Below are 22680 nucleotides of genomic sequence, written 5' to 3'. Positions count from 1 at the left end.
GGAGAACCGTGAACGATTCCTCACAGAAGATGAAAGCATTGTCGCAAGCGCAGCTGAATCGGGTGCTGGAGCGCATCGGCAGTAAGAAAAAGGGGACGACCACCATTCCGCGCCGTGATCATACGGAAGGCGAGACGGGTCTCTCCTTGGCTCAGCAGCGGCTGTGGTTCATGTGGCTGCTTGATCCGGACAATCCGTTCTATAACGTTCCGGGAGTGCTGCATTTAACCGGTACGTTGGACCTTCGAGCGCTGGAGCGCAGCTTGAGCGAGATTGTCCGCCGTCATGAAGTGCTTCGAACCGCCTTTATCGAAGAAGAAGGCCAAGCGGTTCAGCGTCTCGTATCCACGGGGGAATTCCGGCTGTCGTTTATCGATTTCAGCGCACTGCCGGAGCCTGAAAAGTCCAAGGAAGCCGAGAGGATCGTACAGGAGGAGGCCAGCCGTCCGTTTCACCTGGGGGAAGCGCCTTTGCTTCGGGGACTGGTCGTGCGAATGGCCCCGGAAGAGCATCTCTTCGTCGTGGTTATGCACCATATGGTCTCGGACGGATGGTCGCTCGGCGTATTCGTGAAGGAACTGGCCGCTCTCTATGACGCGTTGAAACAGGGGAATGAATCGCCGTTACCCGAACTGCCCATCCAGTATGCGGATTATGCTCATTGGCAGCGCCACAAGTATGAAGCAGGCGAGCTGCAGGGGCAGCTGGCTTACTGGAAAAACAAGCTGGGTCGCGACAATACTTCCATTGCGCTTCCCACCGACCGCCGCCGGCCGCCGTTCCAACGGTACCGGGGCGCCAAATACCGCATGATGCTGCCAACCGGCCTCCAGCAAAAGCTGGAGGATACCGCCCGGGGAGGAAACGCCACTTTGTTTATGCTCCTGCTGGCCGGTCTGCATGCGCTGCTGTACCGCTATTCCAATCAAAGCACCATCCGGATCGGCTGCCCCGTCGCAAACCGGAAATATTCGGAAATGGAAGGCCTGATCGGCGTATTTATGAATACGCTGGTGATGCGTGCCGAACTTTCGCCCGAGCTTTCCTTCAACGAATTGCTGAATCAGGTTCGCACGACGGCGCTGGAAGCTTTTGAGCATCAAGACGTGCCGTTTGAAAAATTGGTTGAGGAGCTGCAGCCGGAACGGCATATGAGCCATAATCCGTTCTTTCAAGTAGCCTTCTTTTTCCAAAACGCGCCGATGCCTCCGCTGGAGCTGGCCGACCTGACCATACGGCAAATCCCGGTGGACTGCGGGACCTCCAAATTCGATCTTACCTTCCAGATCACGCCCCGCGGCGAGGGGATGGAGCTCGAGATCGAGTACAACAGCGATCTGTTCGACGAATCTACGGTGACCCGCATGTCGGGCCATTGGCAAACGCTGCTTACGGCGATTGCATGGAACGCCGATCTGCCTATAAGTGAACTGCCGCTGCTAAGCGAAGAGGAACTGACTCATTTTCGCACCTGGAACGCCACGTCGTCCGATTATGACGGTCCTTGGCTGCTTCATGAACTGTTCGAGGCTCAGGTTCGCCGCACGCCGGATGCCGTAGCCCTCGAGTTTGAAGGCAAGAGGCTGACCTATCTGGAGCTGGAGCAGCGAAGCAATCAGTTGGCCCACCATCTGAGAGGGAGAGGAATCGGACCGGAACGGACAGTAGGGCTGCTTCTGGACCGTTCGATCGAGCTTGTTATCGGCATTCTGGGCACGCTTAAGGCGGGCGGAGCGTATGTACCGATCGGCCCGGATTATCCGCCGGATCGCATCCGCTTTATGATGGAAGACTCGCAAGTGCCTATCCTTCTTACGCAATCGCATTTGTTAACCGGACTGCCGGAAACGGGAGTGCCTGTCGTTGCGCTCGATACCGAATGGAAGGACAAGATTTCGCAGGAAAGCGTACTGCCGCCGGAGTCCGGCGTGAGGCCGGAGCATTTGGCTTATGTCATTTATACGTCCGGTTCGACGGGCAAGCCCAAAGGGGTCATGAACGAACACCGGGGAATTTGCAACCGAATGCACTGGATGCTTGAAACGTTCCGGCTGGAGTCCGACGACCGAGTCATCCAAAAAACGCCGTACACGTTTGACGTCTCCATCTGGGAATTGTTCTGGCCGTTAATTACGGGTGCGCGGTTGATGATCGCCAGACCGGGCGGACACGCGGACAGCGCGTACCTGGTTGATTTCATCGCAAAGCATGGGATCACCGTGGCTCACTTCGTGCCATCCATGCTGCGGATTTTCCTGCAAGAACGGGATTTGAGCCGCTGCGCCTCGCTTAAGCAGGTCTATTGCACAGGCGAAGCGCTCGCTCCGGACATCGCGCAGGATGGTATGGAAAGGCTCGGCGTCCGCTTGATCAATCTTTACGGACCGACGGAAGCCGCCGTCGAAGCCAGCTGGTGGGAATGTTCGAAGGGCGAATCGGAAGTGCCGATCGGACGACCCATTGCCAATATGCAAATGTACGTACTGGATGCCCAAGGCCATCGTGTGCCGGTCGGGGTGACCGGGGAACTGTACATCGGCGGAGTAGGGGTAGCCCGCGGTTATTGGAATCGGGAAGAACTGACGAAGGAACGTTTTTTGCCCGATCCGTATACAGACACACCAGGAGCCCGCTTGTATCGTACCGGCGATCTGGCACGCTTCCGGGCGGACGGTGCGCTGGAGTTCCTCGGGCGCACCGACTATCAGGTGAAGGTCCGGGGCTTCCGAATCGAGTTGGGAGAGATCGAAGCCGTCTTGGGGCAGCATGAGAGCGTGCGCGACGCCGTCCTGATCGCGCAGCCCGATGCGTCGGGCAGCTCCAGACTTATCGCGTATTGGGTGAGGGAGCCGGGTGCAACGGTATCGGTTGCCGATCTGCGCGAACATATCCGGCAAGCTTTACCGGTGTATATGATTCCTTCCTTGTTCATCGAGCTGGAGCGTATTCCGCTGCTCAGCAACGGAAAGACCGATCGCGGCTCTCTGCCTTCGCCCGACGCCGTGCAATGGGACAAGGACAAGCCCCGAACAGCTCCCCGGACAGCTCTGGAGCGGACGTTGGTCCGCATCTGGAGCGAACTGCTCGGGACCGAGGAGATCGGAATCGAGGACAGCTTTTTTGAATTGGGCGGACACTCTCTGCTGGCCATTCGGCTGGTTGCCCAAATTCGGGAGGTTTTAAAGGTCGAATGTGCGCTGCGCCAGTTGATCACGGCGCCGACGATTGCCGAGCTGTCGGCCTGCCTGGATACGACTGCGGCTGCAGAGTCTTGTTCCGGGTCGCCCGAGCCTTCCGGGGGAGATGCTTGGCAACCGGTTGTTCCGTATGCGGAGCATTTGTACGAGCCGTTCCCGCTCAATGAGGTGCAGCAGGCTTATTGGATCGGCCGCAGCGCAGACTTTGAACTGGGCAATGTAGGAGCGCACCTTTATATCGAAATCGATGCCTCGGCACTTTCCATTTTACGCTTGAATCAAGCCTTGAACGTGCTGATCCGCCGTCATCCGATGATGCGGGCCATTGTCCGCACCGACGGCATGCAGCAGATTGTTCGGGAAGTCCCGCCTTATGAAGTCAACTGCCGGGATTTGCGCCATCTGCTTCCGGAAGAGGCGGATCGCGAGCTTCTCGAGATCCGGAGCGAGCTTTCCCATCGCCATGCTCCGGCCGATCGCTACCCGCTTTTCGATATCAGTGCGACGCTTCTTGCCAACGAGAGACTCCGCCTGCATTTCAGCGTGGATCTTTTAATCGGGGACGCGCAAAGCTGGTACGTTCTGCTTCAGGAGCTCAATCAGCTTATGCGCGATCCGCAGGCAACCCTGCCTCCGCTGGGGTTGACATTCCGCGACTACGTACTGGCCGAGCGGCAGGTGCTCGAGTCCGAAGCGTATACGCGTTCAAAAGCTTATTGGGCGGCCCGGGTTCCCGAGCTGCCGCCGGCGCCGGAGCTGCCGCTTGCCCGCTCGGCAGGTTCCTTGCAGGCGCCGAGGTTTCGCCGTCTGGCAGCCTTCCTTAGCCCGGAAGATTGGCGCAGGCTCTGCGGGTATGGCGGACGTTTTGCCGTTACGCCTTCGGCGATTTTGCTGGGAGCCTTCAGCGAAGTGCTGGCCGCCTGGAGCAAAAAACCGAGATTTACGATCAATTTAACGCTGTTCAACCGGCTTCCTTTGCATCCGGATGTGAACCGGATCGTCGGCGATTTTACGACTTTAACGCTGCTTGAGGTGAACTATTCCGGCCAGGCTGCGTTCGGGACAAGGGTGAAGACCATTCAACAGCAGCTGTGGGAAGATCTTGAGCATCGCTCCTACAGCGGCATTCAAGTGCTGCGCGATTACGCTCGCGCCAATCTCGACAGCTCCAGTGCGGCGATGCCGGTAGTTTTTACGAGCACCTTGACGAAGACGGATGGCCTGGATGCCTCCGTGATGAGGGGCTTGGGCGAAGTGGTGTACGGGGTCAGCCAAACCCCGCAAGTGTATCTGGATCATCAGGTATACGAGGATGCCGGCATGCTGCGCTTCCATTGGGACGTAGCGGAGGACATGTTCCCGCCGGAAATGATCGACGATATGTTTGCAGCCTATTGTTCGCTGCTCAGACGGTTGACGGATGAGGCGGAGGCGTGGAGCGAGCCTGTCGGGCCATTGGCGCCCGCGAGTCAACTGGAGCGGATTGGCAGCGTCAATGCGACAGAGACGGAACTGCCCCGCGGCCTGCTTCACGAGCCGTTCTTCGAGCAGGCGTCCCTTCACCCGGAAGACGCGGCCGTGCTGGCCCCGGGGATGACACTGACCTACGGTGAGCTGGCGCGACTTGCGGACAGCCTGGCCGACTGGCTTATCGGCCGTGGGGCAGTGCCGAATCGTCCCGTGGCGGTGGTGATGGAGAAAGGGTGGGAGCAAGCGGCGGCCGTCCTTGGAATTTTGCGCGCACATGCTCCTTATCTGCCTATCGATCCGGGGCTGCCGGCGGAGCGTATCCGTCTGCTGCTGGAGAGCGGAGAAGTTCGTTTTGCCATTACGCAATCGAAGGTAGATACCACCGTCCAATGGCCGGACGGGGTAGAACGATATTGTGTAGACGGACCGAAGCCTCATGCGGATGAAGCTCCCAAGTCTGAGGCGATGACGGCGGCCTCGGAAGATGATTTGGCCTACATTATTTACACGTCCGGATCGACCGGGATGCCTAAAGGCGTCGCCATTACGCACGGAAGCGCCAGAAATACGCTGGAGGATTTACGTTCCCGCTTACGGATCGGTGCGCAAGACCGGGTGTTGGCACTCTCTTCGTTAAGCTTCGACTTATCGGTATTCGATCTGGCCGGCCTGCTCCAAGCGGGCGGTACTGTCGTCTATCCGTCTGTCGGCGGTCTGAAAGATCCGGCCCATTGGCTGGAGCGGATGCATGAATGTCAGGTTACCGTCTGGAACTCGGTTCCGGCCTTGTTGGGGCTGCTGGTCGATTATGCGGCTGCGACGTCGCGGCGGTTACCGGATTGCCTGAGGCTGATTATGCTGAGCGGTGACTGGATTCCGGTCGGTTTGCCGGAAAGAATTCGTGCAATCGCCGCGCCGGGCGTGGAGATCGTGAGCCTGGGAGGAGCGACGGAAGCTTCGATTTGGTCGGTTCTGTATCCCATCGGAACGGTCGATCCGGCTTGGCGAAGCATCCCGTACGGCCGTCCGATGGCGAACCAGCGGCTCTATGTTCTTGACGAGAAGCTGGAGCATCGTCCCGTCTGGGTGCCGGGGCACCTGTACATCGGCGGGGTCGGATTAGCTCGCGAATATTGGCGCGATGCGGACAAAACGGCTTCCAGCTTCCTTCGGCATCCGGCAACGGGGGAACGCTTGTATCGGACGGGAGACCTGGCGCGTTATTTGCCAAGCGGCGATCTTGAGTTTCTGGGACGCGAGGATGCCCAGGTCAAAATCCGAGGCTATCGAATCGAGCTTGGCGAGATCGAGCAAGCGCTGCGGGGGCATGAGGCCGTCAAGGAAGCGTTTGTGGCGGTAAAACGGGGGCCGTCCGGCGATGCCGCGGTTGTAGGTTACGTGCTGCTTCACTCCAGCGAACTGCATAAGATCGACGGCCAACACCTGCGGACATTTCTGAGCGGCAAGCTTCCGGATTATATGGTTCCTGCTGCCGTCTTCATTCTGGAGCAGTGGCCGATGACCGCAAACGGGAAGCTGGATGTCAAGGCGCTGCCTAGTCCCGAAATGTCCGGTCAGACCTCCGGAACGGAAGCACGCGGGGAGAACGTAACGGATCGAGAACGAATTATGGCGATTGTCAAAGCGTCCTTGCAACTCGACGATTTGGCGGAGGACACCAATCTTCTGGCGATCGGCGTTACCTCGATGGATGTCGTTCGAATGGCCAATGCTTTGGAGAAAGCGTTCGGCTTGCGAATGAAATTCGATGAATTTTACCGTCGTCCGACGGTCGGCGATGTGACGCAATCGTATGTGGCCCGAATGCATAACCATGCAGCGGACGCAAGCAAACTGCCTCGGCCGGCCGCCGAGCGGACACCAATGGAATCCTTCGCCGCTTCGTACGAAGTGATCGTAGATCCCGAAGAACGCGAACGTTTCAAACAGCGCCGCCACTGGCTGCGTTCGGAACCGTACGCCCCGGCGATCGACTTGACGGCCTGCCCTAGCGAAGAAACAGCGGCCGAATTCGTTGCGCTGGAGCCGTGCCGTTATTATGCTCAGGAGCCGATGCCTTTTGGCCGATTGGCGGGATTGCTGCAAGCGCTGCGCCACGATGATTCGCACGGTAAAGGCGTTCGGCAGCATCCATCCTTTGGCGAGCTTTATGCGGTCCAGACGTACTTGTACGTTCACGGCGAACGCATAGAAGGCTTGGATGAAGGCGTGTATTATTACGATCCATCCAAGAACAGGCTGCTGCTTCTGTCGCCGGAAGCCCGGTTCAGCAAAGACATTCACGTCCCGTTCGTCTACCAGCCCGTATTCGAGCAGGCGGCCTTCTCGGTATTCCTGATCGCCGATCTGGACGCGATCGGACCGATGTACGGAGATCAGGCCGAGCGTCTATGCACTCTGGAAGCGGGTTATATGGGGCAACTGCTCATGTCTGAGGCGGCGGCGGCAGGGCTTGGTCTGCATCCGGTCGGCACGATCGATTTTGCTTCCATTCGTGGGGTGTTCAAATTGAAAGACCGGCATGTGCTGGTGCATTCCCTGCTCGGCGGTGTGCCGGAAGTCCGGACCAGCCGTCTGGAAGAGGACGGGAACGAAAACGATTGGGAGGAAGGCGTGCTGGAATGAACGATACCAATACAAGCCATATACGCGACATAGTAGACCGTTTCCGCGAACGGGGTATCGAGCTATGGGCCGAAGAAGGAAAATTGCGGTTTCGGGCGCCCAAAGGGACACTAACGCCGGAGCTGCGCACCGAGCTTCAGGCTCACAAGGATATGCTGCTGGCTTACCTGCTCGGGGAAAAAGGCGGCGGCGGGCTGTCGGGCCTGCCGCTTGCCCCGATAGCCCGTCATGGCGAAATGCCGCTTTCCTTCGCTCAACAGAGACTGTGGTTTATGCAGCAGATGGACCCTACCAATATCTCATACAACGTGCCGATGACCGTCCGGATCGAAGGGGCGCTGGATGCCGACATACTGGAGCGCTGCTTGAACGAAATCATCCGGCGGCATGAAGCGCTGCGGGCGACGTTTCCGTCTTCGAACGGGAAGCCGGTGCAGCATATTGCGGAATCGATGCTGTTGAAATTGGAGCGTACGGACCTCAGGGAGGAGCCGGCGGAACGGCGCGAGCGCCGTGCGCTGGAATTGGCCGTACAAGAGGCGCGCCGTCCTTTTGACATCGCATCGGGACCGCTCATTCGTTCGAAGCTGATCCGGCTGGAGGACGAAGCGTACATCCTTGCGTTAAATCTGCACCATCTTGTAACCGACGGATGGTCGATGGGCATTCTGGGCAGCGAGCTTTCGGAGCTGTACGGGGCATTTTCAGCGGGGGAGGCGTCGCCGCTGTCCGATCTGGAAATTCAATATGCGGATTTCGCTTATTGGCAGCGCCGCTGGGTGGAGACGGATGCTTTGCAGGCCCAGCGGACGTACTGGCATCAAAAGCTGGCCCAGCTGCCTCCCCTGGAGCTGCCTACGGACCATCCGCGTCCGGCCCGGCAGAGCTTCAAGGGGGACATGGAAACTTTCGTCTTTCCGGCTTCGCTGGCCGAGGCGCTGACTGCTTTGAGCCGCCAACAGGGCGTGACAACGTTCATGACCGTATTGACAGCCGTGAACGTGCTCTTGGCAAGATATACGTCGCAGGATGAAATTGTGCTGGCCACTCCGGTGTCCACACGCGGGATCACCGGTCTGGAAAAAGTAATCGGCACTTTTATGAACACACTGGTGATGCGCACACAGGTATCGGGAGACCCGACTTTTCTTGAATTGCTGGAACGGGTGCGCGACACTGCGGTCGAAGCGTTCGACCATCAGGACTTTCCTTTCGACAAGCTGGTGGAGGAAGTCCAGCCGGAGCGGAGCAGAAGCCATTCTCCCCTTTTCCAGGTGCTTTTCTTATTCGAGACAGTGTCGTCTTCCTTGATCCGGTTGCCCGGGCTGCGGACTTCGTCGATCCATATTCCGCTCGGCACTTCCCGCTTCGATATTGTGCTCCTGCTGACTTCCACGGAGCGCGGATTAGAGGGGGCCCTTGAGTATGCGACGGATTTGTTCGATTCGTCCACCATCCGCCGGATGATTGGGCATTTGGAAGTGCTGTTGGAGGGAATCGTTCACAATCCGCAAGCTCCTCTTTCCGAGCTGCCGCTGCTCACACCCGCCGAGCACCGGATGCTGGAGGAATGGAATGCGACCGGGGCCGCTTGGACGCAGGAACGCACGTTCCCGGAGCTGTTTGAAGCGGCGGCTGAAGCACATCCCGGCAGAACAGCTCTCGTCTGCAAAAACGAGCGGCTGACGTTCCGGGAACTGAACTGCCGCGCGAATCGCTTGGCTCATCGTTTGCGGAAGCATGGCGTAGATCGCGGAGTGCGGGTAGGTCTGTGCGTCGGACGTTCGATCGAAGCGATCGTAGGCTTGATCGGAATCGTAAAAGCCGGCGGCGCCTATGTGCCGATCGATCCTTCGTACCCGGAGGAACGCATCCATTATATGCTTCAAGACGCTTCCCCGAGTGTGATTTTGACCGACGAGGCTTCGGCAGGCAAAATGGACGGCAGTTTGGCGGTCAGAATTTATTTAGGGGCCGGGGAAGCCTCACTGGCTGAAGAACCGGAGCATAACCCGGAAAGCTTGGCTAGGCCGGAAGATCCGGTCTACGTGATCTATACCTCGGGCTCGACAGGCCAGCCCCGCGGGGTTGTCGTCACGCACCGCTCCTTGTTTCATTTAGGTGAGGCCCTGGAGGAAGCGATTTACCGCCATCATCCGGGAGTAGGGCAAGTAGTGGTGAACGGCTCCTTATCGTTCGATACGTCGGTGAAACAAATTATTCAGTTGCTCCGGGGCCGCACCTTACATATCATCCCGGAGGACATTCGGTTGGACGGCGCGGCTTTCGTGGCTTACCTTCGGGAACAGGAGATCGACGCTTTTGACTGTACCCCTTCGCAATGCCGCCTGCTGATGCAGTTCGGGCTGCTGGAGCGTCAGGGAACGCGCCCGCTGCTGGGGCTGATCGGCGGGGAGCCGATCGAGGAGTCGACATGGCAGGCGATGCGGGAAGCCAAAGGCATCGAGTTTTACAACTTATACGGACCGACGGAATGCACGGTAGATGCCACCGTTTGCCGGATTCGGGAAAGCGAGCTTCCATCGCTCGGCCGCCCGCTGCGCAACGTCGCGATTTATTTGCTCGATTCCCGTCAAAAGCCGGTTCCGCTAGGAATTCCCGGCGAGATCTGGATCGGCGGCTCCGGCGTATCCGAAGGCTACCTGGGCCGTCCGGATTTGACAGCGGAGAAATTTTGGCCGGACCGCTTTTCCGCTCAGGAAGGCGCCCGGATGTACCGGACCGGAGATATCGGAAAACGGCGGGCCGACGGATCGTTCGCTTATTTGGGCCGGACCGACTTCCAAGTCAAAATCCGGGGGTTTCGAATCGAGCCCGAGGAAATCGAATCCGTGCTTGCCGGTCATCCGGATATCGAGCAAGCGTGCGTCATGGTCCGCGAAGACGAAGCGGGACAGCCTGCTTTGGCCGCCTATGTCGTGCCTTCGGTCCAGCGTGCGCCGATGGCTTCTGGACATACGCGCCATCTGCTGAATAACGGCTTGGCCGTGGTGCAGCTGAATAAAAACGAGACGAATTTTTTGTACCGCGATATTTTTGAAAATCTGGCTTATCTTCGTCACGGCATTTCGGTTGACGAAGGCCACGTGATTTTTGACGTAGGCGCCAATATCGGAATGTTTACTCTGCAGGCGCACATGCAAGCGCCGGGCGTTCGCATTTTTGCCTTCGAACCGAATCCGTACGTGCGGGAATTGACGATTCTAAACGCCCGCTTGTACGGGGCGGAGGCCACGATCATGGATTGTGCCCTCGCTGCGGAGGAAGGGGAGGCGGAGTTTACTTTTTATCCCAAATTCTCTTTCTTATCAGGGCTGCATACGGACACAGAGGAAGAAAAGGAGCTGGTCCGCTCCTTCATCCGGCGTAACGAGAAACCTTCGCGGGAGCTGGACGATGCCGTCGAGGCCATTCTGGACGACCGTTTGAAGAGCGTACAGCTGACCGTTCCCGTCCGCAGGCTGTCGGATGTGATCCGTGAGCATCGGGTGGAGCGAATCGACCTGTTAAAGATCAACGTGGAGAAGGCGGAGCTTGCCGTGCTCCAGGGGATTGATGCCGAAGATTGGCCGAAAATCGGACAGGTCGTCCTGGAGCTTCATGACGTGAACGATCGCCTCCAATGGGTCATGGAGCTGCTGAAGCGGCACGGGTTTCAAGTAATTGCGGAGAAAGACTGGTCTCTCGACGTGACGCAGAACATTTACTACCTTTATGCGACCCGTGAGCCCAAAGAAACCGTCGTGAGACGGTGGATGACTCCGCTACCCCCGATGAATGCGCAGGAAGTTCGCGTATATGCCGAGCAAAGGCTTCCGCGGTATATGGTTCCATCGCACGTCGTCTTGCTGGATCGTCTGCCGCTGACACCGCACGGGAAGGTCGACCGCCAGCGGCTTCCGGCTCCCGAGGAGGTTCGGGCACAAGGGACCGCCGCGCAGCAGCTTCCTCAGACCGCCGTCGAGCGTGCGGTAGCTTCCATCTGGAAAGACTTGCTGGGAACGGGCAGCGTCGGGCTTGACGACAATTTCTTCGATATCGGAGGCCATTCCTTGCTGCTTACCCAGGTTCATGCCCGGCTAAGAAGCGAGCTGTCCGCCGATATGGAACTGTTGGAATTGTTCGAATACCCGACCGTTCGTTTGTTGGCGCAGCGGTTAACTGCTTCTTCGAAGGAAAATACGGAGGAGGCGGAAAATCGGGCGGAGCAGACAGTCCCAAAAGCGGTGGTTGACCCCGGCGGACAAGCGGTCGCCATTATCGGCATGTCGGGGAGATTTCCGGGGGCGTCCGATATCGAGTCGTTCTGGACCAATCTGGCGAACGAGGTCGAATCGATCCGCCGATTTACGCCGGACATGCTGGAAGCGAGCGGTCTTCCAAGGGAGCTGTTGACCCGACCGGAATACGTGCCGGCCCGGGGTACAATTGATGGCATCGAATGGTTTGACGCCGGCTTCTTCGGCTACAGTCCGAGGGAAGCGGAGATGCTTGATCCGCAGCAGCGGTTGTTTCTGGAATGCGCCTGGGAAGCAATGGAAAAGGCGGGGTACGATCCGTCCGGAGGAGGCGTTCCCGTAGGCGTTTATGCAGGGGCGGGCATTAGCACATACTTGCTGTTTGGGCTGCTTCCCCATATCGACCCCGCTGATCCGGTAACCGGTTATCAAGCGCTCATCGCTAACGATAAAGATCATCTTGCAACGCGTACCGCCTACAAATTGAATTTAACGGGACCGAGCCTCTCGGTACAGACAGCCTGCTCGACTTCTCTGGTGGCGGTTCATCTTGCGTGCCAAGCGTTGTCCCGCGGTGAATGCGGGATGGCGATCGCAGGCGGCGCGACGATTACCGTGCCCCACGAGCAGGGTTATGTTTACCGCGAGGGCGGCATTTTCTCCCCGGACGGACACTGCCGGGCGTTTGACGCCCAAGCGAAAGGGACAGTTGCGGGAAGCGGCGTGGGCGTCGTCGTGCTCAAGCTGCGGGACGAGGCGCTGCGGGACGGGGATACGGTTCATGCGGTGATCAAAGGATCGGCGATCAACAACGACGGAGGACGCAAGGTCGGGTATACGGCCCCAAGCATCGGGGGTCAAGCGGAAGTGATCCGGATGGCGCTGGACGCCGCGGGCATCGGAGCGGAGAGCATCTCGTACGTCGAGGCTCACGGGACAGGGACGCCGCTGGGCGATCCGATCGAACTGGCGGCGCTGACCGAAGTGTTCGGCCCATCCGCAGACGGACCCCGGTGCGGGATCGGCTCGGTCAAAACGAACGTCGGGCATCTGGATGCGGCCGCCGGGGCGGCGAGCCTGATCAAGGTTGCGCTGTCGCTGCGCAATGGGGTGCTGCCGGCAAGTCTGCATTATACGAAGGGCAACCCGGCGGTCGATTGGGCAAACAGCCCGTTTTACGTCGTAGACCGGGCCCGGCCGTGGAACGGCGGCAGTCCGGGACAGCCCCGCCGGGCAGGGGTCAGCTCCTTCGGCATCGGAGGGACGAACGCGCACGTCATCGTGGAAGAAGCGCCTGCACAGCGGGCTTCCGACGCTGCGGCGGCCGAGGAAGTGCTGGTGCTGTCGGCCCGGACGCCATCGGCGCTGCAGGCGATGCGCGAGCGGCTGGCGGCGCATCTGGAGGCGGAACCGTCGGCGAAGCTCTCCGACGTAGCTTTCACGCTGCAGCAGGGCCGCAAAGCGTTCGGTCATCGCTGGAGCGCCGTGTGCGGTAGCGCGGAGCAGGCGCTGAACGCCCTGCGGGGCGAAGACGCGAGAGCGGTGCGCACCGGTCTGGCGGATGCGGGAGAGCGTCCCGTCGTCTTCGCTTTTCCGGGACAAGGGAGCCAATATGCCGGGATGGGCACCGAGCTGTACACGCAGGAGCCGGTGTACCGGGAAACGGTGGACCGCTGCGCCGAGCTGCTCATGCCGCAACTCGGAATGGACGTGCGGGATGCGCTGCTGGGAAGAGAAGGCTTCGAAGCGGAACGGCTGGAGGAGACGTGGCTGACGCAGCCGGCGCTGTTCGTGGCGGAATATGCGCTGGCCCGGCTGTGGATGAGCGTAGGCGTGAAGCCGGTCGCGATGATCGGGCATAGTCTGGGCGAGTATACGGCGGCGTGTATCGCCGGGGTATTCAGCCTGGAGGAAGGGCTGGAGCTGGTGAGCGGCCGCGGCCGACTGATGCACCGGTGCGAAGCGGGAGCGATGGCGGCGGTTAACGCGAATGCGGCGGAGCTGACGGGGCAATTGAAGGGGACGTTGGAAATCGCGGCGGTCAACGCCCCAAAGATGTGCGTGGTGACGGGGGCGTCCGAAGAGGTGGAAGAGCTGATGGCTCGTCTGCAATCGGCTGGCGTCGAATGCCGGCGGCTGCGGACTGGCGGGGCGTTCCATTCCTCGCGGATGGAGCCGGCGCTGGGTGAGCTGGAAGCGGCGTTGCAGCGGATAAAGCTGAGTGCGCCGCAAGTTCCTTACGTGTCTAACGTGTCCGGGGATTGGATCACGGCGGAGCAGGCGGGAAGCGCGGCTTATTGGGTGTCCCATGCGCGGCATACGGTAAGGTTTGCGGAAAATGCGGAGCGCGTGTTGGAGCGGTACCCGAATGCGGTGGTGATCGAAGTGGGCCCAGGCCAGACGCTGACGAGCTTGATGCGGCAGTCGGTCCGCTGGGGAGCGGAGCACCGCGGCGTGCGTACGCTGCCGCCGGGCAGAACCGGAGCCGGAGAGCGGCGGCAGTGGCTGGAAAGCGTGGCGGAGCTGTGGAGCGGTGGGCAGAGCATCGCCTGGAAAGCGCTGCACGGCAACCGGGTACGCAATCGGGTCGAGCTGCCGACGTATCCGTTCGAGCGTCAGCGGTACTGGATTGAGCCGCGCCTGACGGCGTTTTCCTCCGGAGCTGCAAGCGGACGGCAAGCGTTACACGGCGCGGCGGAAGAGGTGGCGACGGCAGGGGCGGTAAAAACAGAATCTGCTGCGGAAGCGGCCGAGCAACTGTATCCGCGTCCTCAACTGGCGACACCTTACAAGCCGCCGGAAAATGCGCTCGAAGAGCGATTGGCGGGCATATGGCAGAAGTTGCTCGGGGTTGAACAGATCGGAACGCTAGATGACTTTTTCGATTTGGGCGGTCATTCGCTCTTGATCGTGCAAATGGCGGCGGAGGTGAAGCAAAGTCTGGGGGTCGACATCCAATCGCCCCGATTTTTCGAGCATCCGTGCGTCGCTCATTTGGCTTCTCTGGTTGAGGAGCATCAAGCGGTGGCCGAAGAGAAGATGATAGAGAATGCTCTGGAGCTGGAAGACCCTGCGGACTTGCTGGAGCGGATGGACAGCATGAGCGATGAAGAGATCGATGCGCTGCTGAAACAGATGGAAGCGGAGCCCCGCAAAGGAACTTCCGTGTTCGACACGGAGTGACTTGCCTCAATTTTTGTGGGAGACGAAGGGATGGGAAGTGGGAACTATGGAACGCAGTACGGACGAGAAACGTCTTCGGTTGGCGCGTCTGCTGCAGGAACGGGAAACGCAACCGCGGCAGTACCCCCTTAGCCTGCCGCAGCAGCGGCTGTGGTTTTTGGAACAGATGGCACCCGGCAATACGGCTTACCTTATCACAACGGCCATCCGCATGGAAGGGGCCTTCGACCGGGAGGTGTTCGCAAAGTGCATGCGGCATCTCGTCCGGCGGCACGAGAGCTTGCGTACCCGGTTTCGGAACGAGAACGGAAAAGCGGTACAGCATGTGGACCCGCCTGCCGACATCGTTTCCTTTCCATTGCCCGAAACGGATTTGAGTTCATGGGCCCCAAAAGAAAAGGAAGCGGAGCTATCACGGCTGCTTCTGGCCGAAACGGACAAGCCTTTTGACATCGCCCGGGATCGGCTGGTGCGCGCCCATTGGGTGCTGCTGGACCAAGAGGAAGGCGTCCTCCTGCTGACCCTGCACCATCTGATCTCCGACGGTTGGACCCTTGGACTGCTCATCCGGGAAATTGAAACGTGCTACCGGGCTTACGTCCGGGGAGAAGCGCCAAAGCTGGCGCCTCTGCCGTTTACCTACGGGGAATATGCCCAGCATCAGCGCGAAGCGCTGGACGGAGATGCATTCAAGCGGAGGCTGTCTTATTGGACCGAGAAGCTTCGCAACAGCCCGTCTTTGCTGGCTCTGCCTACCGACCGTCCGCGGCCGGCCGTGCAGTCGACTTCCGGCGCCATGGTGCCGCTTAAGCTGCCTCGGGAGGTGAGCGAAAAGCTCAAGGGGCTGGCCAGAGAACGGGGAGCGAGCGTCTTTATGACGGCTTTGTCCGGATTTTACGCTCTGCTTGCCAGATATACAGGCCAAGAGGACATCGTTCTCGGTTGTCCGTCGGCCAACCGGAATGAAAGCGGAACGGCAGGTGTCGTCGGACTTTTTGTAAACCCGGTTGCTTTGCGGGTGCGCGTTTCCGGGGAGCTTAGCTTCCGGAGCCTGCTCTCGCAGGTGAAGGATACGATGGTCGAAGCTTTGGCTCATCAAGACGTGCCTTTTGAGCGGATCGTCGAAGAGCTTCAGCCGCAGCGTTCTTTGGATGCGTCCCCGCTGTTTCAGGTCATGGCGGTCCAGACGGTCCCGGCGTCGCTCCCGGATCTTCCCGGATTGCGGCTATCTCCGGTGGGCATGCAGGGAACGTCCGCCAAATTCGATATGACCCTCTATGTGGAGGAGACGGAATCGGAGTTATCCGTTGTGCTGGAGTACCGCAAGGACCTGTTTGACGCGGAAACGGCGGAAAGGCTGCTGGAGCGTTACCGCGTTCTGTTGGCCGCCGCCGCGGCCGACCCGCTTCGCCCGATCGGCACTCTGCCGCTCTTGACACTGGAAGAGGAGCGTCAGGCGCTGGAAGACTGGCACCGCCCGCTGACGGCGGCCGAGGATGAGGAAGTCTCACTTCTGGAGCTGTTCGACCGGCAGGTTCAATCCGGTGAAGACCGCATAGCCTTAATAGAAGACGGGAGGCGCGTCTCCTACGGGATGCTAAACCGGATGGCGAACCGGATCGCATGGGAGCTGTTGTCTGCCGGCGTCGCGCCCGAGGTTTTCGTCGGCGTATGCATGGAGCGGGGAATCGAGCGGACAGCCGCGCTGCTGGGCATTCTCAAAGCGGGTGGCGCCTATGTGCCGCTCGATCCGGGATATCCCGCCGATCGGATGCGGCTGATTTTGCAGGAGACCGGAGCGCCCTTGGTGGTGACTCAATCGTTTCTCGCGGCGAAGGTGCCCACAGGGGATTACCGTCTTCTGACGGCGGATTCGTTAGGGGAGCTTCCGGAGCGGTACGATCACAATCCTCCGGCCCCCGACATTCATGGGGATAGCGCGGCCTACGTCATTTTTACCTCGGGGTCTACGGGAGCCCCCAAAGGAGTCGTCGGTCTGCACCGGGGAATCCTGAACCGTCTTCGCTGGGGCTGGGAAACGTACCCGTATGCCGAAGACGAGGTTTGCTGTCACCAGGCGGCGCTTACGTTTGTGGATGCGGTGGCTGAGACGTTCGGTCCGCTCCTGCGCGGAGTGCCGGCCGTTATTTTGCCGCAGATGGCGCTTCAGGACCCGGAGGTGCTGGTGGATGCTTTGGCCAAGCACCGCATCTCGCGCATCGTCATGGTTCCCTCGCTGCTGAGGGTTGTGCTCGAAGCTTGCGCCCGTCGAAAAGAGTTCCTGGAGCGTCTGCGCTATTGGTCCGTCAGCGGAGAAGCGCTACCACAAGCCTTGTGCGAGCGATTCTTCGAGCTGCTGCCGGGACGAACGCTTATCAACATTTACGGCTCCTCGGAAGTGGCGGCGGACGCGACCTATCACGCGATGACATCATCGCCCCAAGGCGCAGGCGTGCCGATCGGACGGCCCTTGCGCAATATGCGGGTATGTCTGGTGGATGAGCGGCTTCAGCTCGTGCCGCCCGGAGTGGCCGGCGAAATTTGCGTCGGCGGCGCCGGCTTGGCGCGAGGGTACCTCCATCGTCCGGATTGGACAGCAGAGCGGTTTATTGACGATCCGTTCAGTGCGGGTCCGGGTGAACGCCTGTATCGGACCGGGGATATCGGCAGGAGGCTTCCGGACGGTACGCTCCTTTTCGAAGGCAGACGGGATCAGCAAATTAAAATTCGCGGCATGCGCGTCGAGTTGAGTGAGATCGAGTCGGTGCTGATCCGCCACCCGGCCGTGCGTAACGCCGTGGTTGCCGCGGCAGAGAAGAACGGCAAAGCCGAGCGCTTGGTCGCCTATGTGGTGCAGGAGGACGAGCCGTGGGACCCGGCCGGGCTGCGCGGATATTTGCGCGAGCATCTGCCCGAGCATATGGTTCCTGCGCTATTCGTTCCGCTGGAGGCTTTGCCGCTTACGGCTACAGGCAAGATCGACCGCCGGGCGCTACCGGCTTGGACGGAAGCTTCGGCCTCTGCTTCTCCCGGATTCGTTCCTCCGGCCACGGACATGGAGCGGCGCATCTCGTCGGTCTGGCGGCAGGCGCTTCAGACGGATCGCGTGGGCCTTCACGATAATTTCTTTGATCTAGGCGGCCATTCGCTGCTCCTGATCGAGGTGCGGGATCGGCTTAGCTTGGAGCTGTCCCGCGAGTTAAGCGTCGTCGAGCTGTTCCAATACCCGACGGTGGCCGAGCTTGCGAGCCACTTGGCGGGTCAAAGCGCCGGTAGCAGCTCCCGCCGCGCACGCAAGCGGAGCTCGGCCTCGGCGGAGTATTCAGGCCCGCCGAACGATGCGGCGGATATCGCGATTATCGGCATGTCCGGCCGATTTCCCGGCGCAGACGGGATCGAGGCGTTCTGGACGAATCTGCTCCAAAGCGAGTGCGGAATCCGCAGCTTCTCGAAAGAGGAGCTGGAGAACGCGGGAGTACCCGCGCGGATGCGCGAGGACCGGCATTTTGTAAACTGCGGCGGGACGGTGGAAGGGATCGAGTTGTTTGACGCCGCATTTTTCGGATACACACCAGGCGAAGCGGAAATGCTCGATCCCCAGCACCGGGTGTTTCTGGAGTGCGCATGGGAAGCGCTGGAACGGGCCGGGTATGCTCCCGGCAGCAGCGAAGGAGCGGTCGGCGTCTACGCGGGCACGACGCAGAGCACCTATCTGTTGTGTTCGCTTCTTCCGCGTCTTGACCCGGCGGACCCGGCAGGCATGTTTGCAGCGAGCACGGCGAACCAGGAGAGCTACCTTGCGACCCGGGTGGCTTACAAGCTGGATCTTCATGGCCCCGGGGTCACTGTGCAGACGGCGTGCTCGACGTCACTGGTCGCCGTACATACCGCCGCGCAGGCGCTGCTTGCAGGCGAATGCGATATGGCGCTGGCGGGAGGCGTTACGATAAAAGTGCCGCAGACAACGGGATATGTATACCGGGAAGGCTCCATTGTTTCGGCGGACGGCTCTTGCAAAGCGTTCGATGCGGAAGCGGACGGCACGGTCTTTGCCAACGGTGCAGGCGTCGTCGTGCTCAAACGGCTGGACGAAGCGCTGCGGGACGGAGATACGGTTCATGCGGTGATCAAAGGATCGGCGATCAACAACGACGGAGGGCGCAAGGTCGGGTATACGGCCCCAAGCGTCGGGGGACAAGCGGAAGTGATCCGGATGGCGCTGGACGCCGCGGGCGTCGGAGCGGAGAGCATCTCGTACGTCGAGGCTCACGGGACAGGGACGCCGCTGGGCGATCCGATCGAGCTGGCAGCGCTGACCGAAGTGTTCGGCCCATTCGCAGACGGCCCCCTGTGTGGGATCGGCTCGGTTAAAACGAACGTCGGGCATCTGGATGCGGCCGCTGGGATAGCGAGCCTGATCAAGGTTGCGCTGTCGATGCGCAGTGGCCTGCTCCCGGCAAGCCTGTATTATACGAAAGGCAATCCGGCGGTCGATTGGGCAAACAGCCCGTTTTACGTCGTAGACCGGGCCCGGCCGTGGAACGGCGGCAGTCCGGGACAGCCTCGCCGGGCAGGGGTGAGTTCCTTCGGCATCGGAGGGACGAACGCGCACGTCATCGTGGAAGAAGCTCCTGCACAGCGGGCCTCCGACGCTGCGTCGGCCGAGGAAGTGCTGGTGCTGTCGGCCCGGACGCCATCGGCGCTGCAGGCGATGCGCGAGCGGCTGGCGGCGCATCTGGAGGCGGACCCGTCGGCGAAGCTCTCCGACGTAGCGTTCACGCTGCAGCAGGGCCGCAAGGCGTTCGGTCACCGCTGGAGCGCCGTGTGCAGCAGCGCGGAGCAGGCGCTCAGCGCCCTGCGGGGAGAAGACGCGAGAGCGGTGCGCACCGGTTTGGCGGATGCGGGAGAGCGTCCCGTCGTTTTCGCTTTTCCGGGACAAGGGAGCCAATATGCCGGCATGGGCGCGGAATTGTACGAGCAGGAGCCGGTGTACCGGGAAACGGTGGACCGCTGCGCCGAACTGCTCATGCCGCATCTCGGAATGGACGTGCGGGATGCGCTGCTGGGAAGAGAAGGCTTCGAAGCGGAGCGGCTGGAGGAGACGTGGCTGACGCAGCCGGCGCTGTTCGTGGCGGAATACGCGCTCGCCCGGCTGTGGATGAGCGTAGGCGTGAAGCCGGCAGCGCTGATCGGACACAGTCTGGGAGAATATACGGCGGCGTGCTTGGCCGGGGTATTTAGCCTGGAGGAAGGGTTGGAGCTGGTGAGCGTCCGCGGCCGCCTGATGCACCAGTGCGAAGCGGGAGCGATGGCGGCGGTCGGCGCGAATACGGCGGAGCTGACGGAGCAATTGAAGGGCACGCTGGAAATTGCGGCGGTCAACGGCCCGAAGATGAGCGTGGTGACGGGGGCAGCCGAAGAGGTGGAAGAGCTGATGGCCCGTCTGCAATCCGCTGGCGTCGAATGCCGGCGGCTGCGGACAGGCGGGGCGTTCCATTCCTCGCGGATGGAGCCGGCGCTGGGCGAGCTGGAAGCGGCGTTACAGCGGGTGAAGCTGAGCGCGCCGCGAATTCCTTACGTGTCTAACGAGACGGGGGAGTGGATCACGGCGGAGCAGGCAGGAAGCGCGGCGTATTGGGTGTCCCACGCGCGGCATACGGTGAAGTTTGCGGAAAACGCGGAGTGCGTGCTGGAGCGGTACCCGAATGCGGTGGTGATTGAAGTGGGCCCGGGCCAGACGCTGACGAGCTTGATGCGGCAATCGGTCCGCTGGGGAGCGGAGCACCGCGGCGTGCGTACGCTGCCGCCGGGCAGAACCGGAGCCGGAGAGCGGCGGCAGTGGCTGGAAAGCGTGGCGGAGCTGTGGAGCGGTGGGCAGAGCATCGCCTGGAAAGCGCTGCACGGCAACCGGGTACGCAATCGGGTCGAGCTGCCGACGTATCCGTTCGAACGTCAGCGGTACTGGATCGAGCCGCGCTTGACCTCTGCGGCAGCTTCTGCAGTTCGCGGCCGCGGGCTGGAACGATTGGAGCCGGAGCAATGGCTCTACGAGCCCATGTTCCGTCCGACAACGTCTATCTCCACGTGGCATCCCAAGGAGCGCAGCGGGTTGTGGGTTGTCTTCGAGGAGGAGCGCGGAGGCTGGATGGATGTACTGGCGGAGCGGCTTGAGCATGCCAACCAGCCTGTCGTTCGGATTCGGGAAGCTGCGGGCTTCGAACGGCTGAGCGAGCGGTTGTACGGCTTGAACCCGGCTCGGCCCGAACAGTACGCGCTGCTCTTCGACGCTCTGGCTGTGGGTGAAGGGCCGACGCGGGTTCTCTGCTCATGCTGCTCGTGGACACAAGAGGATTCCTCCTTTGGCGGCGTGACCAGCTTTTTGCAGCTGTCCAGGGCGCTGCAGGCTCATGCCGGTGCCGCTGGAAATTCAGCCCATTTGTGTGTCGTTACGGAGGGGCTTTACAATATTGCGGGCGAAACGGACGTTCGGCCCGAACGGATGATGGTCGCCGGGCTTGGCCAAGTCTGGATGCAGGAGCATGCGCTGTCCGCGTTTCATCTGGCGGATGCGCTCATGCCGAACCGTCGTTCGCAGGCAGCAGCTATGGCAGACGCCATTTTGGAGGACTTTATGTCCGCCCCGGCGGGAAGTCCGCGCATTTATCGCGGAAATCAGCGGTGGATGCGCGAATACGAGCCTGTACATGCAAATCGGCAAGATGCGGACAATGAAATTGCGCATACCGCCGGTACCTATCTTCTCATCGGCCCGTTCGATCGAAAAATGCAAGCCTTCGCTCAATATCTGGTTCAACCGTCGCCCGATCCGGGGCTAAAGCGGATCGTCATCATAAACGAGCAGCCGGTCATGCCGGACAAAGCCGTCTGGCCTGCGATTGCGAACGGCGAAATACCCGCCGGCGATAAGGCTCGGCAGGCTGCGGCTCATGCACTGCGGCTGGAGGAGCTGGGGGCGGAGGTTCATTTTATCCCCATTGCCTCCCCGAAGCAGAGAGCGCTGACAGAGGCTGTGGACCAAGCGGCAGCTCTGTTCGGGGAGCTTACCGGCGTCCTCTATGCGGATTGGTCCTCGGAAGAAATGACTTTTGCCGCCGCGAGCGAATTGGATGGGCAGGCCGTCGAAGCCGAGCTTGACCGGACAGCACAGGGCTTGGACGAGCTGGAACGGGCTTTGGCACCGTATCGGCCGGAATTTTGCTTCATCCAGTCCTCCATTGCTTCCGAGCTCGGAGGCTTGGGTTTATCGCTTCATGCCGCTGCGGCTGCTTATACGGAGGCGTTCGTGCGCAGGCACAATGAGCTGACAGATTCCCGCTGGCGCTGCATTCAATGGGATGCCTGGACCTCGGGACCCGTCTCCTCCGATCGGGAAGGAAGAGTGAGCGAACTGGCAAGACTGGCCATTCGTCCCGAGGAAGGAGTCCGGTTATGGACGAAGCTGATGGCCTGCGGAAACAGTTCACACTGTCTTGTTTCAACGGCGGACTTTGCCGCTCGGCGGGCCTACGCTTTACAGAGCCACAGCCGGCAGGCAGAGCAGGCAGGCCCGGATAAGGGCAATCTGGCGCTCCGTCCCCGTCCGGCGCTGCCCGTACCACTGGTTGCCCCCCGTCATGATATGGAGCAGCAGCTTGCGGACGCTTGGTCCGAGCTGCTCGGCATGGAACCGATTGGCATTCATGACGACTTTTTCAATCTTGGCGGCCATTCTCTGCTGGCTACGCAAGTGATTTCGTGGGTGAACAGCCGGTTTCCGATCGAATTTCCGCTGAAGCTCTTTTTCGAGCATCCGACGGTCGCAGAGGTTGCCGAGGCCATTGAAGCGCTGTTGATCGAAAAACTGGAATCGATGACGGATGAACAAGTCAGCGAGCTTTTATAGGGCTCCGATCATGAAAGAGAAA

General features: G+C 60.6%; 3 protein-coding genes. All 3 read left to right on the top strand.

Annotated features, from left to right (window positions below):
* Window positions 1–8: 8 nt before the first annotated feature.
* The 3 genes from PEL01S_RS03725 to PEL01S_RS03715 are packed head-to-tail and all read left to right on the top strand — an operon-like array spanning window position 9 to window position 22658.
* The gene (locus PEL01S_RS03725) at window positions 9–7313 is read left to right on the top strand and encodes a non-ribosomal peptide synthetase (RefSeq protein ID WP_127459326.1); all 7305 of its coding nucleotides are present in this window, start codon (window positions 9–11) and stop codon (window positions 7311–7313) included.
* The gene (locus tag PEL01S_RS03720) at window positions 7310–14755 is read left to right on the top strand and encodes a non-ribosomal peptide synthetase/type I polyketide synthase (protein WP_127459325.1); all 7446 of its coding nucleotides are present in this window, start codon (window positions 7310–7312) and stop codon (window positions 14753–14755) included. The genes PEL01S_RS03725 and PEL01S_RS03720 overlap by 4 nt, the downstream gene beginning before the upstream one ends.
* A gap of 46 nt (window positions 14756–14801) precedes the next feature.
* Window positions 14802–22658 carry a hybrid non-ribosomal peptide synthetase/type I polyketide synthase gene (locus PEL01S_RS03715; RefSeq protein ID WP_127459324.1) on the top strand — a complete coding sequence of 2619 codons (7857 nt, stop codon included), beginning with the start codon at window positions 14802–14804 and terminating at the stop codon, window positions 22656–22658.
* Window positions 22659–22680 lie beyond the last annotated feature (22 nt).

Origin of the sequence: Paenibacillus elgii NBRC 100335 (assembly GCF_004000865.1) — a bacterium.
Classification (GTDB): Bacteria; Bacillota; Bacilli; order Paenibacillales; family NBRC-103111; genus Paenibacillus_G; species Paenibacillus_G elgii.
Note: the sequence above shows the minus strand (reverse complement) of the source record. Positions and strands in the feature narration are given on the sequence as shown.

What these genes read in the sequence shown, in the direction of transcription:
- PEL01S_RS03720 (WP_127459325.1), top strand. Translation starts at nt 7,310, where the DNA reads ATGAACGATACCAATACAAGCCATATACGCGACATAGTAGACCGTTTC.
- PEL01S_RS03715 (WP_127459324.1), top strand. Translation starts at nt 14,802, where the DNA reads ATGGAACGCAGTACGGACGAGAAACGTCTTCGGTTGGCGCGTCTGCTG.